Annotated in this window: 19 protein-coding genes; 4 read left to right on the top strand and 15 right to left on the bottom strand. The window is 54.3% G+C overall.

The features are described from left to right. Window positions 1-26: 26 nt before the first annotated feature. From kdsB to AC5TBW_RS07225, 5 genes are all read right to left on the bottom strand, one after another. Window positions 27-803, bottom strand: coding sequence for a 3-deoxy-manno-octulosonate cytidylyltransferase (gene kdsB, locus AC5TBW_RS07245; RefSeq protein ID WP_495511411.1), 777 nt, complete (start codon window positions 801-803; stop codon window positions 27-29). Further along, window positions 803-1024, bottom strand: a complete 222-nt coding sequence (locus AC5TBW_RS07240) for a Trm112 family protein (protein WP_495511410.1) — start codon at window positions 1022-1024, stop codon at window positions 803-805. The genes kdsB and AC5TBW_RS07240 overlap by 1 nt, the downstream gene beginning before the upstream one ends. Beyond that, the gene (gene lpxK / locus AC5TBW_RS07235; RefSeq protein ID WP_495511409.1) at window positions 1017-2060 is read right to left on the bottom strand and encodes a tetraacyldisaccharide 4'-kinase; all 1044 of its coding nucleotides are present in this window, start codon (window positions 2058-2060) and stop codon (window positions 1017-1019) included. Before lpxK ends, AC5TBW_RS07240 begins: the two co-directional genes overlap by 8 nt. Window positions 2061-2122: 62 nt before the next feature. Then, a complete protein-coding gene (gene msbA / locus AC5TBW_RS07230; RefSeq protein WP_495511408.1) occupies window positions 2123-3859 on the bottom strand; it encodes a lipid A export permease/ATP-binding protein MsbA in 1737 nt (578 codons plus the stop codon). 56 nt (window positions 3860-3915) lie between these two features. Beyond that, window positions 3916-6183, bottom strand: a complete 2268-nt coding sequence (locus AC5TBW_RS07225; RefSeq protein WP_495511407.1) for a DNA internalization-related competence protein ComEC/Rec2 — start codon at window positions 6181-6183, stop codon at window positions 3916-3918. Between the two features lie 96 nt (window positions 6184-6279). Here AC5TBW_RS07225 and AC5TBW_RS07220 point away from each other — a divergent pair, with 96 nt between their 5' ends. After that, window positions 6280-6837 (top strand): DUF2062 domain-containing protein, encoded by a 558-nt coding sequence (locus AC5TBW_RS07220; protein ID WP_495511406.1) that lies wholly within the window; start codon window positions 6280-6282, stop codon window positions 6835-6837. 67 nt (window positions 6838-6904) lie between these two features. Here AC5TBW_RS07220 and AC5TBW_RS07215 read toward each other — a convergent pair whose 3' ends face one another. Both AC5TBW_RS07215 and AC5TBW_RS07210 read right to left on the bottom strand, forming a co-directional pair. Continuing rightward, entirely contained in the window at window positions 6905-7627 is a 723-nt protein-coding gene (locus AC5TBW_RS07215) for an ABC transporter ATP-binding protein (RefSeq protein WP_495511927.1), read from the bottom strand. A 31-nt stretch (window positions 7628-7658) separates the two neighbouring features. Further along, entirely contained in the window at window positions 7659-8900 is a 1242-nt protein-coding gene (locus AC5TBW_RS07210; RefSeq protein WP_495511405.1) for a lipoprotein-releasing ABC transporter permease subunit, read from the bottom strand. 180 nt (window positions 8901-9080) lie between these two features. Here AC5TBW_RS07210 and AC5TBW_RS07205 point away from each other — a divergent pair, with 180 nt between their 5' ends. Continuing rightward, complete coding sequence (locus AC5TBW_RS07205; RefSeq protein WP_495511404.1) at window positions 9081-10148, top strand: agmatine deiminase family protein; 1068 nt, start codon at window positions 9081-9083, stop codon at window positions 10146-10148. Between the two features lie 10 nt (window positions 10149-10158). After that, a complete protein-coding gene (locus AC5TBW_RS07200; RefSeq protein ID WP_495511403.1) occupies window positions 10159-11061 on the top strand; it encodes a carbon-nitrogen hydrolase in 903 nt (300 codons plus the stop codon). Between the two features lie 94 nt (window positions 11062-11155). Here AC5TBW_RS07200 and AC5TBW_RS07195 read toward each other — a convergent pair whose 3' ends face one another. The 4 genes from AC5TBW_RS07195 to AC5TBW_RS07180 all read right to left on the bottom strand — a co-directional run bounded on the left by AC5TBW_RS07195 (window position 11156) and on the right by AC5TBW_RS07180 (window position 16705). Next, window positions 11156-12112: a Nudix family hydrolase gene (locus tag AC5TBW_RS07195; protein WP_495511402.1), complete on the bottom strand. Its 957-nt coding sequence runs from the start codon at window positions 12110-12112 to the stop codon at window positions 11156-11158. A 121-nt stretch (window positions 12113-12233) separates the two neighbouring features. Beyond that, on the bottom strand, window positions 12234-13463 hold the full coding sequence (gene argJ / locus AC5TBW_RS07190; RefSeq protein ID WP_495511401.1) for a bifunctional glutamate N-acetyltransferase/amino-acid acetyltransferase ArgJ: 1230 nt from the start codon (window positions 13461-13463) through the stop codon (window positions 12234-12236). A 42-nt stretch (window positions 13464-13505) separates the two neighbouring features. Further along, on the bottom strand, window positions 13506-16238 hold the full coding sequence (gene secA / locus AC5TBW_RS07185) for a preprotein translocase subunit SecA (RefSeq protein ID WP_495511400.1): 2733 nt from the start codon (window positions 16236-16238) through the stop codon (window positions 13506-13508). 104 nt (window positions 16239-16342) lie between these two features. Next, on the bottom strand, window positions 16343-16705 hold the full coding sequence (locus tag AC5TBW_RS07180) for a hypothetical protein (RefSeq protein WP_495511399.1): 363 nt from the start codon (window positions 16703-16705) through the stop codon (window positions 16343-16345). A gap of 90 nt (window positions 16706-16795) precedes the next feature. Between AC5TBW_RS07180 and AC5TBW_RS07175 the strand changes: the two genes are divergently transcribed. Then, window positions 16796-17260: a DUF721 domain-containing protein gene (locus AC5TBW_RS07175; protein WP_495511398.1), complete on the top strand. Its 465-nt coding sequence runs from the start codon at window positions 16796-16798 to the stop codon at window positions 17258-17260. 177 nt (window positions 17261-17437) lie between these two features. Here the strand turns inward: AC5TBW_RS07175 and lpxC are convergent, their stop codons facing one another. The 4 genes from lpxC to AC5TBW_RS07155 form a co-directional block, all read right to left on the bottom strand. Then, complete coding sequence (gene lpxC / locus AC5TBW_RS07170; RefSeq protein WP_495511397.1) at window positions 17438-18349, bottom strand: UDP-3-O-acyl-N-acetylglucosamine deacetylase; 912 nt, start codon at window positions 18347-18349, stop codon at window positions 17438-17440. Between the two features lie 134 nt (window positions 18350-18483). Beyond that, window positions 18484-19659 carry a cell division protein FtsZ gene (gene ftsZ, locus AC5TBW_RS07165; protein ID WP_495511396.1) on the bottom strand — a complete coding sequence of 392 codons (1176 nt, stop codon included), beginning with the start codon at window positions 19657-19659 and terminating at the stop codon, window positions 18484-18486. 34 nt (window positions 19660-19693) lie between these two features. Then, window positions 19694-20983, bottom strand: a complete 1290-nt coding sequence (gene ftsA / locus AC5TBW_RS07160; protein WP_495511395.1) for a cell division protein FtsA — start codon at window positions 20981-20983, stop codon at window positions 19694-19696. A gap of 312 nt (window positions 20984-21295) precedes the next feature. After that, window positions 21296-22009 carry a cell division protein FtsQ/DivIB gene (locus tag AC5TBW_RS07155; RefSeq protein ID WP_495511394.1) on the bottom strand — a complete coding sequence of 238 codons (714 nt, stop codon included), beginning with the start codon at window positions 22007-22009 and terminating at the stop codon, window positions 21296-21298. Window positions 22010-22027: the final 18 nt, after the last annotated feature.

Below are 22027 nucleotides of genomic sequence, written 5' to 3'. Positions count from 1 at the left end.
CTTACTTAACATTACCCACCCAAACACTAGCCAAGCAGCTCACGAACACGCGCTAAATCTTCGGCCGTATCAACACCGGTGGGATTTACCTCACAGGCTAATGCTACCTGAATTGCATGGCCGTTCTGCAGGGCACGCAATTGTTCAAGCTGCTCTAGCTGCTCCAGGCTCGAGGCGGGCCAGTCTCGGTAGGCCGCCAGGAAACTCGCGCGGTAAGCATACAAACCGATATGACGCAGCCAAGCATCGGTTGCGAGTAACGCGGGCGGCTCCTTGAACTGCTCACGATCCCAAGGAATTGGCGCGCGGGAAAAATACAGTGCCCTGCCCTGGAGCGTGCGCACGACCTTTACCACATTAGGATTAAACAGCGTGGCGACATCGTTAATCGGCTCAGCCAAGGTGGCTATCGATGCAGCCGGGTCTTCGGCTAAACGCAGTGCCACTTGGTTAATCAGCGCGGGGGGAATTAACGGTTCGTCGCCTTGCACATTGACCAGCAGTGCATCATCCGCTAGCGCTAAGAGGTCAGCCACTTCGGCTAAGCGGTCAGTGCCGGAAGGGTGATCGGCACGCGTCATAATCACTTCGGCACCGTATGGCAACATGGCATCACGTATGCGGCTATCGTCCGTCGCTATGACCACTCGACTAGCGTGACTATGGCGGGCGCGGCGCCAAACATGGGCTACCATTGGCTCACCGGCAATCTCAAGCAGCGGCTTGCCGGGTAACCGGGTGGAGCCATAGCGTGCGGGTACGACTACTGTAAATTCAGGCACAGTGAAATCAGGAAACGCCATTAAACGCCTCCTGAGTGTCCTGGCGAACGGCCAGATGAAGTGTGCAGCTTTTCATCGGCATCCATAACACGGGCTTCCTCCGGTAGCATCACCGGAATCCCCTCCTGAATGGGATAGGCCAGGCCATCGTAATGACAGCGCAATTCTCGAGCGTCTCGATCATATTTCAGCTTACCGTTACACAACGGGCAGACCAGCATTGCCAGCAGTTCCTTATCCATTAGCATGTCTCCTTTTGGAAAGTGCCGACAGCCGTGCTGCCAGCCAGTGCTCAAATTCGGATGGAAGCGTGGCTTCCACGTCCAGTACCCAACTATTCGGCGGTGCCAGGGCATAACATTTAACCGCATCTTTGGCCGTCATGATCACCGGGCGGATGTCAGTAAAGTTTAGCGCCTCTGCGCTATACTGCTGGTGATCGGCCAAGGGATGCCAGTCACCGCTGACCCCCAAATCGGAAAGCGTGCGAAAAAAGCGCTCGGGATTGCCAATACCCGCCACCGCGTGAACCGGTAACGTAAACGGCAGTGGATTGAGCGAAAACCGCGCGCCATCTTCTAAGCGGCGCCAGCACTGCGGGACTAGCTGCATCGTAGTGACAGAGCCAACCGGCAACGGCTGCTGTGAGTCACCATTGACGATCACCGCATCAACGCGCCGCAAACGCCCCGGCGACTCACGCAGCGGCCCGGCGGGTAAGCAGCGACCATTGCCTAAGCCACGGGCACCATCAACCACGACTAGCTCAATATCCCGTGCCAGCGACAAGTGCTGCAAACCATCGTCGCTAAGTATTATATCGCACCCAGCCGCCACTAACGCCTGAGCCCCCCTGGCACGCTGGGGGTCCACCACCACCGGCAGCCCCGTCTGCTGCGCGAGCATCAAGGGTTCATCGCCGCTCTCTGCAACGTTAGTGGCGGTAGTGACAAACAAGGGATAGTGTGGCGATGTTCCGCCATAGCCGCGGGTAACAATGCCTGGCGACCAGCCCCGAGACACCAGCCAGCGGGCCAGCCATGCCACAACAGGTGATTTACCAGTACCGCCTAGCGTGATATTACCGACTACAATAACGGGCACGGGCGCATGCCAAGCACGTTTTTTAGCGCGCTGATAAGCCATTTCACGGCGGGCCATACCCCATTGATAAAGCGCACCTAGCGGTCTCAACGGCCACAGCCAGCGGCTGCCCTGGTAGGCGCCTTGAAGCCAGCGCTCTGACAGTGACCGTTTTGTCAGCGCTCTTTTAGGCATATCTTTTTTAGACGTAGCCCTTTTAGAGATAGTCCTTTTAGAAATAGTTCTTTTAGACAACGTCATAGAGCTTCTTGGAACTGCAGCTGATGTAATGCGGCATAGGCACCGTCAGCATCCAGCAACGCTTGGTGGGGACCCTCTTCAATTATTCGCCCCTGATCCATCACGATGATGCGGTCGGCCCGCTCTATGGTCGACAAGCGGTGGGCAATTACGAGCGTTGTGCGGCCTTCGCAGACCCGCTCTAAGGCTTTCTGAATATACCGCTCTGACTCGGTATCCAGCGCTGACGTGGCCTCATCCAAGACCAGTAGCGGCGCATCTTTGAAGATGGCCCGAGCAATCGCTAATCGCTGACGCTGTCCGCCCGAGAGCATTACACCGTTTTCACCTACCGTTGTCGCATAACCGTCAGGGAGCTTGTCGATAAACTCATGTGCGTAGGCCGCTTCGGCAGCCGCCTGAATGGCCTGCGGATCAGGATTGGTAACCCCGTAGGCAATATTATCGGCAATTGAAGCATTAAATAGCGTCACCTGTTGGGAGACCAAGGCAATCTGCTGGCGCAGCGGTCCAAGCGCATACTCATCAATATTAATCCCGTCAATGGTAATGCAGCCTTGGCTGGGCCGGTAAAAGCGGGGTAACAAGCTCACCAGGGTGGACTTGCCGCTTCCCGAACGCCCGACAATGGCCACCAGCTCTCCCGGTGCAAGACGAAGATTAATATCGTGCAGCACTGCGGGCTGATCTTCAGCGTAGCGAAAGCTAACATTATCGATAACGACATCACCGCTTAACCGGCTGGCGATGCGCTTGCCACTATCCTGCTCGGGCGTCATATCCAGCAGCCCAAAAAGCTCTGACGCGGCCGCCAGGCCTTTCTGAATTTCCCCGTTAATCTCGGTTAATTGCCGCACGGGTTTAATCATTAGCGCCGCTGCGGTGATAAAGGCCACGAACTCACCGGGGGTCATATTCGCCATCAGCGAAGGTGCCATCGCGAGCCATACCAGCAGAGCCATCGATATCGCCACCAGCATCAGAATCACCGGTGAGCTAACCGCCCGGGTCATGGCCTCTTTCATACTTTGACGACGATTCTCTTCACTCACTCGCTCAAAGCGCTGCTTTTCATAATCTTCTGCGCCGTGGGTACGCACCACTCGGTAGCCTGAGAGGGCTTCCGATGCAATATGAGTCACATCGCCCATTGAGTGCTGAATGCGTTTTGAAATACGCCTAAATCGCTTGCTGACGTAGCTCACCACTACGGCGATAATCGGCGTCACGCCTAAAAACAGCAGCGTTAGCATCCAGTTGGTCCAGAGCAGATAAAGCACCAGGCCAACGACGAACAGACCTTCACGAAGAATAACTGTCACCGCCTTAGTAGCCGCCCCTGCGACTTGCTCGACGTGATAGGTCACCCGCGACACCAGCTGCCCACTGGAGTGGTGGTCAAAAAATCGACCGGGCAAATGGAGTAGATGGGCAAATACATCGCAACGCAGGGTATGGATCACATAGCGACCCACATAGGCCATGAAATAGGTACTTAAAAAAGTCCCTAGCCCCCTGGCTGAAAACATAATAATCACAAAAAGCGGCAGGAATAGTCGGAAGGCCGCATCTGGATTTTGAATGCCATCAATCAGGCGCTTCATCATTTCTGCCAATGCGGTGCTTGACGCGGCATACACCACAAACCCCACCACTGCTAGCGCAAAAGCACGCCAGTGCGGCTTAACATAGCCCAATAACCGCTTATAAATACCCCAACCTGAATCAGTCACACGCGCTCCTGGCAATAGTGTGCAGTGCGGAGAATTCTACCTTATGGCGGCTTGCTTCAACACCGATTGCGACGACCTGGCAGCGGTCGCGTCGTTTTAACCTCAATCGGCTGTCCTACTTGCAACCCAAAACGCAGCGCTCCATCGTGTGCTGTACTCCACATACAGCTCCCCTGTTGGCGAAAACGACGTACGACGTTATCCACCGGATGTTGAAAAGGATTATCCCGTCCTGCGCTAAACACCACATGCTCTGAAGCAGTACGGCGCACGAATTGAATACCCGAACTAGTGCCACTGCCATGATGACCGGCCACAAGAACCGAGACAGGCGCGTCAACATCAAGCACAAAGCGTCGCTCTACCTCTGTACTCACATCACCGGTGATAAGAAGCCGGTGCTCGCCGACGCGGACTTCTAACACACAGGATCGATCATTGGGTGACAAAGCATTGGTACCCGCTGGCGGCCATAAAAAGCGATAGTTTACGCCATCGCGCTGCCATGCTTGACCGCGCTGGCACGCCCGGCTCTCTATTGGCAGGGTTTCACCAGCAGGAGCGGTCCACTTATCAACCTGATGCTGCGTTAATAACGCATTAACGCCTCCCGAATGGTCATTATCGGCGTGACTAACGATCACCTGATCAAAGCGTTGTCCCGGCGACCACAGCGACTCTAGCGGCATAAAACCGCTACGAAAGCGCGGGCCCGTATCATACAGCAGTCGATAATGTTCACTGCGCACCTCTATCAACTGCCCCTGCCCCACGTCATGCACGCTGACACGCAGCCCATGCAGGGGAGTCGATGAAGCAAGCGACCACCAAGGTAGCGCCACGACTAACGCTGTAGATGCTAGCCGGATACTCGGCAGTACCGCAGGCAAACCCCAGCACAGTGACAGCAGCAGCAGCGCGAAGGCCAGTGGATAGGTTAGCGGTCGATCAGGCTCCCATAGCGGCCAATGCTGAACAGAGAGCGTCAGCAGCACATGGAAAGCGTCGAGCGCTGCTTCAAACAACCACCACAAGCCATGACCCAGAAAGGGCACGGGTGATAATAACCAACCCAGGAGAGCCAACGGCACCATGACCGAGCTCACCCACGGTACGGCTATTAGGTTAATCAAAGGAGCGGCGGGCGCCACTCGCCCAAACGCCACCAACACGGCGGCCGCCATCAGGGGGGCAAGCAGCAATTGCGATCTGAACAGCGCCCAACACCAGCCTTTAACACCCTGAGGGCGGCGTCGGCCCTGCCAAATAATGATCAGCCAAGCCACCGCCGCAAAGGACAACCACATACCCGGGCGCCACAAGGCTAATGGATCGGCAATCAGCACTAGTGCAAGTGCCAACCACCAGCCTTGCCAGGGACTTGGTGCATGTCGCCCACTCAGCACCCACAGGCCAATCAGGGTCATTACCATCGCCCGCATGGCGGGCGGCGCCATGCCAGCAAGAGTGGCATAACCGACACAGGCTACTGCCGCTAACCACCATGGCCAGGTACGCATTCGCCAGTTGGTGGGGGTGGCCAAGCGAGCGCCTAGTTTGGCGAGCATCAACACAAACGATGTTACCAACCCGACGTGTAACCCGGAAATAACAACCAGATGGGTAGTTCCGGTGGCATTCAACAACGACCAGTCATCCTGAGTCAGCTGCTCGCCATCACCCAATGTCAGCGCCGCCAGCCAGCGTTTAGTGCGCTCATCAAGCGCCTGACGAGCTAGATACGCCACCCCAAACTGACGAATTGATGACCTGGAGGATGCTAGCAGCACAGGCGGCGGGTCTTGGCGCAGATAACCCGTGGCGTGAATTCCCTCACGCCACAGCCACTGTTCATAATCAAAGGTATCGGGATTAGCAAAGCCACTTGGCGGTCGCAAACGTAGCGTCATTCGCCACCGCTCACCGGCGGTGAATACATCACCGCTATAGGCCGTTACTCGCACCTTGTTAAGCGCCGAGCAACTCGGTCGTTGCGCAGGGCTTAGGCAATGATCTACGCGCAACATAAGACGCGTGGCATCGCCCTGGGGCTGAACAGTTAACACCTTTGCCTCAACAACGATATTCTCCCCACTCAACCCCGCCGGCAAACGACTCCCCCACTCCGCCTGTATGCCTATAAAAACCCATCCGCCGATTAGTAGCCATAAACCAGCGCGCGGCTGCCATCCCATTACCAGCAAAGCGGTTACCAAACCCCATCCCAGCATATTAGAGGTTATCCCGTCGGCATGGCTGTACCATGCAAGGATCCCTCCTGCGAGAGCTGCAAATGCAGCAGGTATGGCAACACCTAAGCGCATAGACGCTCCCTGGCGAATGTTCATTGATGGCCTAGCATAGCCGAAGGGCGATGCTATATGGATAATGGGCAACATCGATAGGTAAGAGTAACCGTCATGCCGCGCAGGTTCCTGCAGCGCTACATGCCCAAACCCGACACCATCAGGAAGCAGCGTTCGCTTCGCTTTTTGGCGCCGCTGATTGCAGATCCAGGTTTGTGGCTTTTAACTCGCCGAAGCGTTGCCAATGCGTTTAGCGTGGGCGTGTTTTGCGCCATGCTGCCCATCCCCTTTCAGATGGTGGTCGCTGCGCTGGGTGCTCGCTTAACGCGCTGTAACTTAGCCCTGTCGATCGGCTTGGTATGGATCACGAACCCTTTAACGATGCCGCTGATTTTTTACGGCAATTATCGGATTGGCACGTTCATACTCGGCGCGCCAGTAAGAGAAGCGCCTTCGCGTATTTCAACGCGTTGGATTGCCGAGCAGATGCACGACATTATGCCGCCCCTAATCGTCGGATCATTAGTAACGGCAATTTTTCTGGCTATCGTCGTTAATATTGGTATCCGCTTAATCTGGCGCTGGCACGTCTCCCATAATTGGAAACGCCGCCGCCAGATACGTCGGCAGCGGCGTGCGCAAATTGAAGCAGAATTTGATGACTTAGCCTGATGATGGGGCTCAAGACCCAGGCTTGGCCAATAAGCTAAAGCGTCGGCTTATCGACCAAGCTCAAGCCTTACAGCGCTGGCGTCTGCTCGACCAATTTGCCCGCATCAAGCTTAAGCACGCGGTCCTGGTGGGCGGCGAGGCCCACATCATGGGTCACAATCACAAATGCACAGGCGCTCTCTTTAGCCAGCTCATCCATCAGCGCCAAAATAGTCGCTGCGGTGGTCTGATCAAGATTCCCCGTAGGCTCATCCATTAACACCAAGCTAGGATCGGTGACCAGCGCCCGGGCAATCGCCACACGCTGACGCTCACCGCCGGAAAGCTCGCCCGGCTTATGATCCGCTCTCGGCTGCATACCCACCCGCTCGAGTATCTGCATTGCCCGCTGCTCGGCCGCCTTTTTCGACTGGCCACGAATAATCAGCGGCAAGGCAGCATTCTCGACGGCGGTAAATTCCGCCAACAGGTGATGGAATTGGTACACAAACCCAATATAGCGGTTACGAAAACTCCCCAGCGCGGCTTCATTTAACCCCGACAGCGGCTCACCGGCGATCACTACGCGACCGTCACTAGGGCGATCAAGACCGCCCAATAGATTCAGTAACGTTGTTTTACCCGATCCCGAGCTACCTACGATGGCAACCCGCTCACCAGCCCGCACCTGCAAATTGAGTTTATCCAGCACCGTTAGATCTTGGGGACCTTCACTGTAGATTCTTGTCAGCGCCTGGCAGTCAAGCATGATGGCGGCGTCTTGCTCTGTGTTCCTAGACAGCGAATTCATCGACATCGTGTCATCCTTATTCCTGAAGCCATTATTCATAGCGCAACACATCCGCTGGCTGAACCTTCGCCGCCCGCCACGCAGGATAAAGCGTCGACAGGAACGTCAAACCAAAGGCGGCCAATACAATACGGCTAACATCGTCCCACTGAAGGCGGGAAGGTAGATCGCTAATGAAGTAGACCCCAGCATCCAAGAACTGAATACCCAACGTCCCTTCGACCCAGCCAATCAGGTCAGCAATCGTGAGCGCCAGCAGCACACCCACCGCCACACCAATAGCGATACCGATCAGGCCAATAGTCATGCCCTGAACAATAAAAATGCCCATGATGGAGCGCGGCGTGGCACCGATGGTCCGCAGGATGGCGATATCAGCGCGTTTATCGGTAACCACCATGACCAGCGTGGAGACGATATTAAACGCTGCCACGGCGATAATGACGGTTAATAGCAGCGCAATCATGCGCTTTTCCATCTGTATCGCTTGGAATAAATTGCCGTGGGAAAACGTCCAGTCGCTGCCGCGGTACTCAGGGCCAAGTTCATTGATAATGGCCTGGGTTTCGCTACTCGCGGCAAACAGGTCATCAAGCTGAAGGCGAAGCCCGCCAATGGCATCGCCCAAACGGGCAAGCGTCTGCATATCTTCAATATTGGCATAGGCCAAGTTGGCGTCTAGATCAGCGCCGACGCTAAAAATACCGCTAACGGTGAAGCGCTTTAAGCGCGGGAAGACGCCCGCCGGGGTAATCGACGCTTCGGGGACTAAAAGCGTCACTCGATCCCCAACGCCAACGCCAAGACTGCGCGCTAGCATTGACCCTAGCACCACGTTCCACTCACCGGGTACCAAATCGGCCAACGCGCCTTCACTCATATGCTCGCCAATAATAGAGACGCGGTCTTCCCAATCAGGATTGATACCATTGACCATAGCACCCTGATTACGGCCACCGACCGAGAACATGCCCTGCTGCTCGACAAAAGGCGCCGCCCCGATGACTCGCTCTCGCTGCATTAACTCTTCAGCGAGTGACTCCCATTCGACCATACCCTCACGGGACTCGATTTTGGCGTGTGGCACCATGCCTAGAATGCGCGTACGCAGTTCATGGTCAAAGCCGTTCATCACCGACAACACCAGAATAAGTACGGCGACCCCCAGCATTAACCCCAGCATTGAGGTGAGCGAAATAAACGAAATAAAGTGGTTCCGGCGTTTAGCGCGCACGTAGCGCAGCCCCACCAGAAAAGGCAAACGATCAAGCATGGCGTCATTCCTTATCAATAAGCGCTCATGGTACGGTTTTTTTAGTGTCTCTGCATGTTCCAAACGGCCATTAGAGCGACCTGCACTGCCTGCGTTCAGATAAAATACGTTGCGCTTGCAACTTGCCCCACCACACCCTACATTGCGCCGATTTACTGCTGACCGTGGGGCTGCGCTTTTATGACATATCGTTTGCTACCCGAATGGTATCCCCAAGATGGGATACAACTGACCTGGCCACGCCCTGACGGGGATTGGGCGCCACTACTTGCGCGCATCGAAGCGACTCTCGAACGCATCGTCATTGCGACCGCGCGCTATCAGCGCGTGCTTATTTGCGTACCCGACGAGCTCACTCAACAGCGCTTGGCCGTTACATTTGACGCCTACGGCGTGCCAGCTGAGCGCCTGCAGCTAATTGTCGCACCCACCGACGATACCTGGGCACGGGATCATGGCCCGATCAGTGTCATCGATGAACAGGGCCAAATGATGATGCTCGATTACACCTTTACCGGCTGGGGTGGTAAATTCCCCGCAGAACGTGATAACTGCCTCACCCAGTGGCTTGCTGATGCGGGGGCTTGGGCTTGCCCCGTAACCACTCGCCATTTGGTACTGGAAGGTGGTGGTATCGAAACCGATGGTGAAGGCACACTGCTCACCACCGAAGCATGCCTGCTTAACCCTAATCGCAACCCCACGCTATCTCGTGAAGACGTAGAAGCGACGCTCGCCCAGGATTTCGGCGTTGATCGCATCTTGTGGCTGGCCAACGGTCATCTGGAAGGCGACGATACCGACAGTCATATCGATACGCTGGCCCGTTTCTGCGATCCAGCCACCATCGCCTATGTGCGTTGCGATGACCCTAACGATCCACACTACAACGCTTTGGCGGCGATGGAGCAGGAACTGCAAGCGTTTCGTCAGCGCAATGGCGAGCCCTATCGCCTTGTCGCATTGCCCTGGCCGCAGGCTTGTTTCGACCCCGATGATGGGCATCGTCTTCCCGCCACCTATGCGAACTTCCTAATCATTAATCAAGCCGTATTGGTACCTACTTACGGTGACCCAGCCGATGTCACTGCACTGAAGGCGCTGGCAAGTACGTTTCCCGAGCACACGCTCATACCGATTGAGTGTGTCAGCGTTATTCGCCAACATGGCAGCCTGCACTGCTTAACCATGCAGCTTCCCCAAGGCACCCTTGCCCAGGGGTCACTTTCCGCGACCGCTATTTGCTAAAGGAGTCACCATGTCGACAACGCTAACCGTCGCGGTTGTACAGCAACCCGCTTGGCCTGATAAAGCTCAAAGTCTCTCCGCCAGTGAATCCGGCATACGCAGTGCCGTTGAGCAAGGCGCCCAGTTGGTACTGCTGCAAGAACTGCATGCCACCCACTACTTTTGCCAGTTCGAAGACCCTTCGCTGTTTGACCTAGCAGAGCCGCTCGACGGCCCAACTGGCCAACGTCTTGCAGCGCTTGCAAAGGAGCTGGACATTGTCCTGGTCGGTTCGTTGTTTGAACGCCGTGCACCAGGGCTATACCACAATACCGCCGTGGTCTACGACCGCGCCAAAGGGCGTATTGGCCAGTATCGCAAAATGCACATTCCCGATGATCCCGGGTTTTATGAGAAGTTTTACTTCACGCCGGGAGATCATGACAGCGCCCGTGGAGAAGGTTTCACCCCGATTGAAACGTCTGTAGGCCGTCTCGGCGTATTGGTCTGCTGGGATCAATGGTATCCCGAAGCTGCCCGACTGATGGCGCTAGCCGGTGCCGACTTACTGCTCTACCCCACGGCGATTGGTTGGGATCCCAACGACGACAGCGAAGAAAAGAGCCGCCAAAAAGATGCTTGGACGCTGATTCAGCGCGCCCACGGCGTTGCCAACGGTTTGCCGGTGCTAGTGGCCAACCGGGTTGGCTTTGAGCCGGATCACTCTGGCGTGGGTGATGGCATTCAGTTCTGGGGAGGGAGTTTTGTCTGTGGACCGCAAGGTGAGCTATTGGCCCATGCGGAAGAAGAGACCGAGCAGTTAGTCGTTGAGCTTGATATGGCGCGCAGTGAAAACACTCGCCGCATTTGGCCTTATCTAAGGGATCGCCGAGTCGACGCCTACGGAGATCTAACTCGCCGTTACCGCGACTAACTCCGCGTCAAAACCCCAAGCCAACAAAACGCCTGCCTGGGATAAAGACTCAGGCAGGCGTTTTTGACGGCACAGGACGGTCCAATACGACCGATTACTTCCAGAAGTCGCGTATTGAGGCGATCCCTTGAGCGCCTACGGCACGGGCATGATTGGCATCAAAGCGGGTCATGCCGCCCAGGGCAAACACCGGCATACCCGCACGCTCGACCAATTGCTGGAAATCATGCCAGCCGAGCGGGAACACTTCCGGGTGCGAAGGCGTGGTGCGCAGCGGCGACAGACTAACAAAGTCACAGCCTAACACTGCGGCCTGAGTCAACTGCGCTTGGTTGTGCGTCGATGCTGACAGCCATTTGTTTTCAGCAATCGGTCGACGCTCAAGCTGCATTAAGCGCTCACTGGTTAGGTGAACACCATCGGCATCAATCTGATCAAGCAGCGTTGGTTCGCCATTGAGCAGCAGCCGTGCGCCGTATTCACGGCATAGCGCCAGAGCTCGCTGGGCACGAGCGAGATAAGCAGCTTCGTCTAACTGCTTAGCTCGCAGCTGTACCAAACGGATATTATCTTCACGCAGTGCACGCTCCAAAAATGCATCAAAACGCGCTTCGTCAGCCTCCTCGCCGGTGATCAAATACTCTGTAGGCAACCTTACCGCTCGCAGAATCGGTAAATTTGCCGCAGGGAAAGGGTAGTTGGAGAGCTCACTCATAGGCACCCAGCGCACCGCCTGCCCTTCTCGTCCAAAGGGCTCGCCAGCAAACTCGTGCACCTGCCATACATCAAGCAGGATATGCTTGTCTGGATACTCATGGTGGACGCGAATCAACGGCTGGGCACAAACAATCTCAACGCCCAGCTCTTCGTGCAGTTCACGCTTTAATCCTTCAAGACCGGTTTCATAAGGAGCCAGCTTGCCACCCGGAAACTCCCACAGCCCGCCATGATCAACGTTCGATGGTCGACGAGCGATCAGTACTTGCTGTTGATCGGCACTGATAATCGCAGCTGCCGCGACATGAACCCGTCGTTTTACCTTTATGTTCATATACTCATATACTCGTTACGTCTTGATCCACTGCGCGCACCAACGCTGATGACATCGGCGCTATCTCGCTGCGTGTGTACATTACCCCTGCCAATCAACGCCCTTAACGAAGAGCGACTGGCTAGCTACGGTAATCCGCGTTGATAGACACATAGTCATGGGAGAGGTCAGAGGTCCACACCGTGGCACTCTCTTCGCCGCGCCCCAAGTTAATGCGAATGGTAATTTCTGGCTGCGCCATGACAGCGCTTCCCGCTGCTTCGGTGTAACCTGCCGCGCGCCCACCCTGTTCGACTAAACGCACATCGCCTAAGTCAATAACCACCCGGTTGACATCAAAATCGCTTACAGGCGCTCGTCCAACCGCGGCCAAAATACGCCCCCAATTAGCATCAGAGGCGTAAAGCGCTGTTTTGACTAGCGGTGAGTGGGCGACGGTAAAGGCCACATCGAGCGCTTCCTGACGGCTTTTTGCCTCGTCGACCTGAAGGGTAACGAATTTGGTCGCCCCCTCACCGTCGCGAATAATGGCCTGCGCCAGCTCAGTCATGACACGCTGCAAGGCATTACTGAAAATGGCAATCTGCGCATCATCGGCGATGCGAGGGCCTGTGCCGGTGGCTGCCAACATACAGGCGTCATTGGTAGAGGTATCGCTATCTACCGTGATGCAGTTAAACGAGCGATCGACGGTTTCACGCAGCAGCCGATCCAGTAGCGGTGCTTCAATAGCCGCATCGGTCACCACAAAGCCCAGCATGGTCGCCATATTGGGCTTGATCATGCCCGACCCTTTCGTGATGCCGTTAATCGTTACCTGCTGATTGCCTATTTCAACCGTGACACTGGCCCCTTTGGCCCGGGTGTCGGTGGTTAGAATGCCTTGGCCTGCGTGTTCCCAGGCAACACTGTCGCTGGACAAGCTTTCAAGCGCCGGCGCCAATCCCGCTAACAGCCGCTCCATCGGCAACGGTTCACCAATGACCCCAGTGGAAAATGGCAGTACATCTTCAGCCGAAACCCCAGCCTGCTTGGCGAACTCGGCGCAACTTGCCCGTGCGTCGCGTAAGCCTGCTTCGCCAGTGCCCGCATTGGCATTGCCTGTATTGATCAGCCAAAAGCGTGGCGAACGACTGGCAGCCCGACACTGCTCAAGGTGCTGCTTAGCGACTACCACAGGGGCTGCACAAAATGCATTACGTGTAAAAACACCTGACACCGTCGCTGTTTCAGGCAATTCAATCACCACCACATCACGGCGATCAGGCTTTTTAATACCCGCCATTACAGCGCCCAGACGCACCCCTTCAAGGGGCGGCATTGCTGGAAAAGGATTGCTTCCCACCGCCATGCTTATCTCCTTCAGGCAAACGCGATTTAGAGAGTGCCGCCGTTAGCTTAATTTTCCACAGCACTGCTTATACTTTTTACCTGAGCCACAAAAACAGGGGTCATTACGACCCACCTTTGGGCCCTCGCGACGTACTGGGCGCCCATCGGCACCCGGCGCGTCTTGTTCGTTCTCAGAGGGCTCTTGAGGCGGAGCATCATGGCGGCTGGCGGCTGTCGCGGTTTCGCGCTCTAGCGCTTCGCGGCGTTGACGTTCAAGCGCATCCACTTCCTCGGGCTGGCGAACCTGAACGTGGCTCAGAATGCGTGTTACATCTTCTTTAATATGGTCAAGCAGGTGCTGAAAGAGCTCAAACGACTCACGCTTGTACTCCTGCTTGGGGTTTTTCTGGGCATAGCCACGCAGGTGAATACCACGGCGCAGATGGTCCATCGACTGGAGATGCTCTTTCCAGCGCGTGTCGAGCACTTGCAGCATGACTTGTTTCTCAAAGCGACGAATTAGCTTCTCGCCCGCTGCAGCAATTTTTGCTGCATAGGCTTCACGGTGCATGGTCTGCAGCCGCTCACGTAACTGCTCTTCGCTAAAGCGATCATCCTCAGCGGCCCACTTAACCACGGGTGCATCTAGGTTAAACTCCGTTTTCAGATGCGCTTCCAAGCCGGGCAAATCCCACTGCTCGGGGAGACTCTGAGGAGGCACATAGTCACTAATCGCCGACTCCATCACCTCTTCGCGAATGCCAATAACGGCATCAGCGACATCGTCTGCAGCGAGGATTTCATTGCGCTGGTCGTAGATGACTCGACGCTGATCATTGGCAACGTCATCGTACTCAAGCAACTGCTTACGTATATCGAAGTTACGTCCCTCGACCTTCTTCTGGGCACGCTCTACGGCATTGGAAACCATCTTATGCTCAATGGCTTCACCATGTTCAAGGCCCAACGCCTGCATTAAGCGCTTGACACGGTCAGAGCCAAACAGACGCATCAGACTATCTTCAAGCGACAGGAAGAAGCGCGTGGAACCTGGGTCGCCCTGGCGGCCAGCACGGCCACGCAACTGATTGTCGATGCGCCGTGACTCATGGCGTTCAGAACCGACTACATGTAGACCGCCAGCAGCCAGTACGCCATCGTGGCGTGCTTGCCACTCGGCTTTAAGCGCATCAACTTGCTCTTGGCTTGGGTTGTGTAGTTTGGCGGCCTCAGCCTCCCAGTTCCCCCCCAGCATAATATCAGTACCCCGTCCGGCCATGTTGGTGGCGATAGTAATCGCCCCTGGACGGCCAGCCTGAGCAATAATCTCTGCTTCACTCTGGTGCTGCTTGGCATTAAGCACGTTAAATGCAAGACCCGCTTCACGCATCAGCTTGGCAAGGTACTCAGACGTCTCAATGGAGGCCGTACCGACCAGGACCGGACGCCCGGCTTCAGTCTCAGTTTTGACATCTTTAATGATCGCTTCGTACTTCTCTTGAGCGCTCAAATAGACCAGATCATTAAGGTCTTTACGGGCCAGAGGGCGGTTGGTGGGAATAACCACCACGTCGAGGCCGTAAATCTGACGGAATTCAAAGGCCTCAGTATCCGCTGTACCGGTCATACCGGCTAATTTTTCATACAGACGGAAATAGTTCTGGAAGGTGGTGGAGGCAAGCGTTTGGCTTTCACGCTGAACCGTGACTCCCTCTTTGGCTTCTACGGCTTGGTGCAAGCCTTCTGACCAACGGCGCCCTGGCATTGAACGGCCAGTATGCTCGTCAACGATGACGACTTGGCCTTCGGAGACGATGTAATCCACATCACGGTTATAAAGATGACGGGCACGCAAAGCAGAATGCATATGCTGGAGCAAGTTGAGGTTTTGCGCGGCATAGAGCGACTCATCATCGCCCAACAAACCTTCAGTACGCATTAACTCTTCAACTTTATTATGCCCCTGCTCGGTTAGCTCGACCTGCTTCTGTTTCTCGTCAACCAAAAAGTCGCCAACGACCGTTGCCTCTTCATCTTCAACCTCTTCGCCCTTTTCAAGCTGCTGGGCTAATTGGTTAACCACCTTATAAAGGTCGGTATTTTCATCTACCGCACCCGAAATAATCAGTGGCGTGCGTGCTTCATCGATAAGAATCGAGTCAACTTCATCGACAATCGCATAATGTAAACCGCGCTGGACTTTGTCATCTAACGAAAACGCCATGTTGTCGCGCAGATAATCGAAGCCAAACTCGTTATTGGTGCCGTAAGTAATATCGCACTGATAGGCATGGCGCTTCTCTTCTCCCGTCTGACCAGAGAAAATAACGCCAATGGATAGACCCAGAAATTCATATAGCGGACGCATCCACTCGGCATCACGGCGGGCCAGATAGTCGTTCACCGTGACCACGTGCACGCCTTTAGCTGGCAAAGCATTAAGGTACACCGCCAGCGTCGCCACCAGGGTTTTACCCTCACCGGTCTTCATTTCTGCAATACGACCACGGTGCAGGGTCATGCCACCCACCATTTGCACATCAAAATGGCGCATGTTCATGACGCGCTTACTGGCCTCACGGACGATCGCAAAAGCGGGCGCTAAAAGTGCATCAAGCGACTCACCCGCTTCCAAACGCTGGCGCAACTCTGCCGTTTTAACTTGCAGCTCCGCGTCACTCAGCGCCTCAAATTCGGCCTCTAGCGCGTTAATCTGAGGCACATTTTTATGCATGCGTTTAACGTCGCGATCATTTTTAGAACCGACGACTTTACGTAATAAATTATTAAGCATGAAATATCCACATATTCACAAACGACCCATCGGACTTTGCCTTTTACTTCAGGCCATTCTTTGGCAAGCCTTGTTCCTACAAGCGTAGGGGCAAAATAAGTATATTAACGGCATACTCGATAGGAAGGGGGGCCGCGCTGAGTCAACACATCGCGGGCCGCCACCAGCAGCGGGGGTGGCGGTAGCCAGCTGTTTAGGCGCGGCAAAGGGGCAAAGAGCCTGGGGCGCTGAGCCCAGCGGCGCAGTGCACGCCTTCTCCTGGCAATCCAGTGTGACTGAGCGCGTAAAATCGCGGGCACCCATAAGCAGATAGTAACGCTGCGCTCACCACTGCGAAACGCATCCGCATGGCCTAAACTTGCCGGCAAAAGGCAGCTCACGAGCAGGCCGGCCAGCCACCAACGCGCTAGACCGTAGCGACGATGGCGCCGCGGCATAGCAGATTGAACATCAAGCGTAGGTGACATGCTGTAGACCGGCTCCTGAGCGTGGTAGGCTCTGCTAATGGGTGATCGGCTAAGATCGCCGACGTCATCGTTACCCTAGGAATTAAGCGTATGAGTATAAAGGTTAAGCGTTCTCACGCACAGCCCATTGCCCGACTGCTCAACAAGTCCGGCGACATTAATCAATTAATGCGCCTATCTCGTTTAATTGACCAAGCTCAAAAACATCTTCGCGCGCATCTGCCTGAAGAAATGCGCGAGCATATTTTCGTTGGCGGCTTTCGCGAAGGTCGCCTAACACTGATCAGTGGTCAAGCGAACTGGCTGACATGGTTACGCTTTGAGCAGCGCCGCCTGCTAGAGCTACTGCATCAGTTACCTGGCTTTGAAAGCGTGAACGGATTTACTTTTAAAGTACGTCCAGTACGCCCCATTTTGGCACCGCCGCGAAATACTCGCAGCCTGTCAGCAGATGCAGGTAAAACCCTGGCGGACTGCGCTGAGGACACGACCAATCCTGCATTAAAACGTGCGCTCGAACGGCTAGCTTCTCATGCCACCCCTTCTAAGCAATAGATGCCTATTGCTGCTCACGATCACGAAAAAACCTTACCTTTTAATAAGGCTCAAAAACGCATAAAGCATCGCCTAAGCGATGCTTTATAACAAGGTCAAGCTATGTGTCTGCGACTAATTTAGGTCACTAATAAAGCTCATTAATAATCAAGCAAGCTGAACAAAAAAGATAGCGCTTTACGCCATAGCGGGCGCGGCGTAGGAGATCGGCGCCACGGCTTTATCTTCTTCAAACGTTACGATTTCATAGGCATCAGGTTGCGCCATTAACTCACGACACAGCTGATTATTCAGCGCATGACCAGACTTAACACCACGGAACTCGCCTATCAGGCTATAGCCCAATTGATACAAATCCCCAATGGCATCCAGTACCTTATGTTTAACAAATTCATCTTCGTAGCGCAGACCGCCTTCATTAACAATGCGATAGTCATCTACCACGATGGCATTATCTAAACTGCCGCCTAACGCTAAATTGTTGGAGCGTAAAAACTCCAGGTCGCGCATAAAACCAAAGGTACGGGCGCGAGACACTTCCTTGACAAACGACGTCGTCGAAAAATCGATTAGCGCTGTCTGCTTCTGCTGCTCGAAAACAGGGTGGTCAAAATCAATTTCAAAAGAGACTTTAAACCCCTGATGAGGTAAGAAAACAGCCTCTTTGTCACCATCAGTCACTGCAACGCGGCGCTTGATACGAATAAACTTCTTAGCGGCATCCTGTTCCAGAATACCGGCTGACTGAATCAAGAAGACAAACGGGCTAGCGCTGCCATCCATAATGGGGACTTCAGGTTCGCTAACATCTACATAAGCGTTATCAATCCCTAATCCAGCAAAGGCTGACATCAAGTGTTCAACGGTGGCTACTTTAACCCCATTAAAGGAGAGCGCCGTGCACAGTTTGGTATCTTCAACCAACTCAGCGCGGGCAGGCACATGTACAACGGGGTCCAGATCGGTTCTAACAAACACAATCCCAGTATTGGCCGGCGCCGGACGCAGAGCTAGATGGACTTTTTTGCCTGAATGCAGGCCTACTCCGGTGGCGCGAATGACGTTTTGTAGGGTGCGTTGTCTGATCATGGATAGTAGCCGAGCTCTGATGACGGTAATAACCGCGGGGGAAAAGTTATCAAACAGTGTTCACTTTAACAGCAAGCGAGCGTTTTGCCAATAAAACGCTCGCCCGCTGGTTACAGTAAGCCTGTTGTCGAGAATCAATCCGCCTGGCGGCGTAGAAACGCGGGGATGTCCAAATAGTCATCGGCTTCTGTAGAGCGACGCTTCTCGGGACGAGGTTTAGCGGTGGCTTCGGGTGCTTCAGCGCGTGCCGTAGCCTGCTGACGCATAACCGTTGGTTGCTGCAACTTACGGTAATCAGATGACTCCGAGGCTGAGCGGCGCGCCGGTTCGCGCGAAGCCACTTTAGGTTTTTGCCCATCTAAGCCTGCAGCAACAACCGTAACACGCAGCTCGTCAGACATTTCCATGTCAATGGAGGTACCCACTACAATAGTCGCATCCGGAGAAGCAAATTCTTGAACGGTGGCACCCACATCATTGAACTCGCCGATCGATAAATCGGGTCCGGCAGTGATGTTAACCAAAATACCGCGAGCGCCATGAAGATCGATATCTTCCAACAGCGGGCTGCGAATGGCTTTTTCGGCAGCTTCACGAGCACGATTCTCGCCCGTCGCCCCACCGGTGCCCATCATTGCCATGCCCATTTCAGACATCACGGTGCGCACATCGGCAAAGTCGACGTTGATGATACCCGGGCTGGTAATCAGCTCTGCAATACCTTGAACAGCGCCCAGCAGTACATCGTTTGCCGCACTGAAAGCCGTCAGCAATGTGGCGTTCTTGCCCAGCACGGAAAGTAGTTTTTCGTTGGGAATAGTGATCAACGAATCAACGTGCTCGGAAAGCTCTTTCATCCCCTCTTCAGCGGCGCGCATACGCTTTGGCCCTTCAAAGGGGAAGGGGCGAGTCACCACCGCAACGGTGAGAATCCCTAGCTCTTTGGCGACCTGAGCCACGACGGGCGCACCACCGGTACCGGTACCCCCGCCCATGCCAGCAGTGATAAACACCATATCGGCGCCTACCAGCAATTCCGCAATACGCTCACGGTCTTCCATTGCCGCCTGGCGACCCACTTCTGGGTTGGCACCTGCGCCCAACCCTTTAGTAATTTCAGCGCCCAGCTGCAATACGGTTTTCGCTGAAACGCGTTTAAGCGCCTGAGCATCCGTGTTAGCGCAGATAAACTCAACGCCTTCAATATTGCTTTCGACCATGTGGTTAACAGCATTGCCGCCACCGCCGCCAACACCCACCACTTTGATGACCGCACTGCTCGAGGGTGCGTTATCTACCAATTCGAACATAAGCCCCGTCTCCTGAACCGCGATTGCGGCCCTGTCAGAAATTTCCTTTGAACCAGCCTTTAACTCTTGCCAGCGCCGAATGGTCTTCCTTGATATCACGCCGGGCAAGCTCATTGCGACCCTTATGGGCAGCAACAACTCCCCCGTGGCTTTTTAGGCCTTGCCCATGACGCGTTTCCTGCAAGGCATAATGCAGCAGACCAACGCCCGTCGCATAAATCGGGTTACGAACGACGTCCGCCAAACCTCTTACATTCTGCGGACACGCGATACGAACCGGCATATGGAAAATCTCTTCAGCCAATTCGCTAACTCCTTCCATGCGCGAGGTTCCACCGGTAAGCACTATCCCGGCAGCCACCATGTCTTCATAGCCACTTCGGCGTAACTCATCTCTTACTAGTGTAAACAGTTCCTCGTAGCGCGGCTCTACCACTTCAGCGAGTGCTTGACGGGATAGGTCACGCGCAGGACGATCACCTACACTAGGTACTTTAATCATTTCATCGCTTGCAGCTAAATGGGTTAACGCACAAGCGTATTTTACTTTAATTTCTTCTGCATGCTGAGTAGGCGTTCTCAGGGCCATGGCAATATCGTTAGTGACCTGATCACCCGCAATAGGAATAACGGCCGTGTGGCGTATGGCACCTTCACTGAAAATGGCCATATCGGTAGTACCGCCACCAATATCCACCATACAGACGCCCAGCTCGCGCTCATCTTCAGTCAGCACGGCCATGCTTGAGGCTAGCTGCTCTAAAATAATAGCATCAACTTCTAACCCGCAGCGACGAACACACTTTTCAATATTTTGAACGGCGTTCAAAGCGGCCGTTACCAAATGCACCTGAGCTTCCAAACGCACGCCAGACATACCCAGCGGCTCACGGATCCCTCCCTGAGCATCGATTGAAAACTCTTGCGGGAGTACATGTAATACCCGCTGGCCTTCAGAGATAGCGCGAGCACGAGCGGAATCAATAACGCGCTCAATATCGGAAGGAGTCACTTCACGCTCTTTAATAGCCACAACGCCATCAGAGTTCATTGAACTGATATGACTACCGGCCACGCCAACATATACCGAATGAATATCACAGCCAGCCATCAGCTCGGCTTCTTCAACGGCCCGCTGAATAGACTGCACCGTTGATTCAATATTGATCACAACACCACGCTTCATACCGCGCGAAGGATGCGAGCCAATACCGGCGATTTCAATTCCGCCGTCATCGGTGGGTTGACCGACTATCGCGACGACCTTGGACGTTCCAATGTCCAGCCCGACCACCATATTGGATGCGTTGGGTGTGCCTGCCATGAGTCGGGAAATCTCCTTGCGTCATTGTTAAAAATAAATATTAATAGGGCGGCAATTAATCCAATGCTTAACATTGAAGGCACACTACCCGAAATAAACAGTGATTTTTTCAGATACTGACTAAGTACAAATAGCTGAAATTTAAAACCACTTAATCATCTTCTGGCCCATAGTATAGAAACAATAGTCGCAATACGACTAGTCCGAACCCACAATAATAGGCATTGAAAGCAATTTAAAGCCGATTGTTGGCTTTTTCATCGATGGCAACCACTCACTTTTACACCTTATTTTCATCAAGTAATACAATTGTTACTCATCTTGCACAGCAAATTCACTTTCTCCATGCCATGCAACAGCGACACCATTAGGGTAACGGAGATCAATATAGCGAATCTGATCACTAAGAGAGTGCAACTCTCTTTGCCATGAAGCAGATAACCGCGCCAATCGAACTTCATGCTGACGACGCCCTAACATCACCCAAGCAGCGTCGTTTAATTGCAGCCGCCAAGCACCGCGTGGCTCTAAACGAAGTTGAGTAAGATCAAGTGATAACTGACTAAAGTGCGGCAACAGTCGATAATAGTATTGCAACACTTCCTCGCTGCTACCGGCTGGGCCTGCCATATCGGGCAAACCCGGCGGAGGGTTTAATGGCTCGAATGCAAAAGGCTCGCCCTCAGGATTAAGCAAGAAATCATCATTCCAGCGTGCGACAGGCTGTTGTTCAATTAGCTCAAACACTAACGCATTAGGCCACTCGCGCGTAATACGCACTTCGTTTAGCCAACCTACCTGAAGTGCGCGGTCTCGCAGCTCGCCCAGGTCTGCTGACAGCCAAGTGGCATCAACCACCAGGGGCGCTAATTGGGTACGGAGGTAGTCGGCGCTCACATATTCCCACTCACCGCGAATAGATACCCGCTCAATGGGGCGATCTAGCCACAGCCACATTGCCCGCCCACCGGCGCCCATTAGCAAAGCCAGCAAGATGATTCCCAACCAAGCATTACGCCTTTTCATATGGCACCGTTCATAACA

The organism is Vreelandella sp. ssv, assembly GCF_059448525.1.
Note: the sequence above shows the minus strand (reverse complement) of the source record. Positions and strands in the feature narration are given on the sequence as shown.

Excerpts from the sequence above, each read along its gene's own strand:
- kdsB (WP_495511411.1), bottom strand. The coding sequence starts at position 803 with ATGGCGTTTCCTGATTTCACTGTGCCTGAATTTACAGTAGTCGTACCC.
- AC5TBW_RS07240 (WP_495511410.1), bottom strand. The coding sequence starts at position 1,024 with ATGGATAAGGAACTGCTGGCAATGCTGGTCTGCCCGTTGTGTAACGGT.
- lpxK (WP_495511409.1), bottom strand. The coding sequence starts at position 2,060 with ATGCCTAAAAGAGCGCTGACAAAACGGTCACTGTCAGAGCGCTGGCTT.
- AC5TBW_RS07225 (WP_495511407.1), bottom strand. The coding sequence starts at position 6,183 with ATGCGCTTAGGTGTTGCCATACCTGCTGCATTTGCAGCTCTCGCAGGA.
- AC5TBW_RS07220 (WP_495511406.1), top strand. The coding sequence starts at position 6,280 with ATGCCGCGCAGGTTCCTGCAGCGCTACATGCCCAAACCCGACACCATC.
- AC5TBW_RS07215 (WP_495511927.1), bottom strand. The coding sequence starts at position 7,627 with ATGAATTCGCTGTCTAGGAACACAGAGCAAGACGCCGCCATCATGCTT.
- AC5TBW_RS07210 (WP_495511405.1), bottom strand. The coding sequence starts at position 8,900 with ATGCTTGATCGTTTGCCTTTTCTGGTGGGGCTGCGCTACGTGCGCGCT.
- AC5TBW_RS07205 (WP_495511404.1), top strand. The coding sequence starts at position 9,081 with ATGACATATCGTTTGCTACCCGAATGGTATCCCCAAGATGGGATACAA.
- AC5TBW_RS07200 (WP_495511403.1), top strand. The coding sequence starts at position 10,159 with ATGTCGACAACGCTAACCGTCGCGGTTGTACAGCAACCCGCTTGGCCT.
- AC5TBW_RS07195 (WP_495511402.1), bottom strand. The coding sequence starts at position 12,112 with ATGAACATAAAGGTAAAACGACGGGTTCATGTCGCGGCAGCTGCGATT.
- argJ (WP_495511401.1), bottom strand. The coding sequence starts at position 13,463 with ATGGCGGTGGGAAGCAATCCTTTTCCAGCAATGCCGCCCCTTGAAGGG.
- secA (WP_495511400.1), bottom strand. The coding sequence starts at position 16,238 with ATGCTTAATAATTTATTACGTAAAGTCGTCGGTTCTAAAAATGATCGC.
- AC5TBW_RS07180 (WP_495511399.1), bottom strand. The coding sequence starts at position 16,705 with ATGTCACCTACGCTTGATGTTCAATCTGCTATGCCGCGGCGCCATCGT.
- AC5TBW_RS07175 (WP_495511398.1), top strand. The coding sequence starts at position 16,796 with ATGAGTATAAAGGTTAAGCGTTCTCACGCACAGCCCATTGCCCGACTG.
- lpxC (WP_495511397.1), bottom strand. The coding sequence starts at position 18,349 with ATGATCAGACAACGCACCCTACAAAACGTCATTCGCGCCACCGGAGTA.
- ftsZ (WP_495511396.1), bottom strand. The coding sequence starts at position 19,659 with ATGTTCGAATTGGTAGATAACGCACCCTCGAGCAGTGCGGTCATCAAA.
- ftsA (WP_495511395.1), bottom strand. The coding sequence starts at position 20,983 with ATGGCAGGCACACCCAACGCATCCAATATGGTGGTCGGGCTGGACATT.
- AC5TBW_RS07155 (WP_495511394.1), bottom strand. The coding sequence starts at position 22,009 with ATGAAAAGGCGTAATGCTTGGTTGGGAATCATCTTGCTGGCTTTGCTA.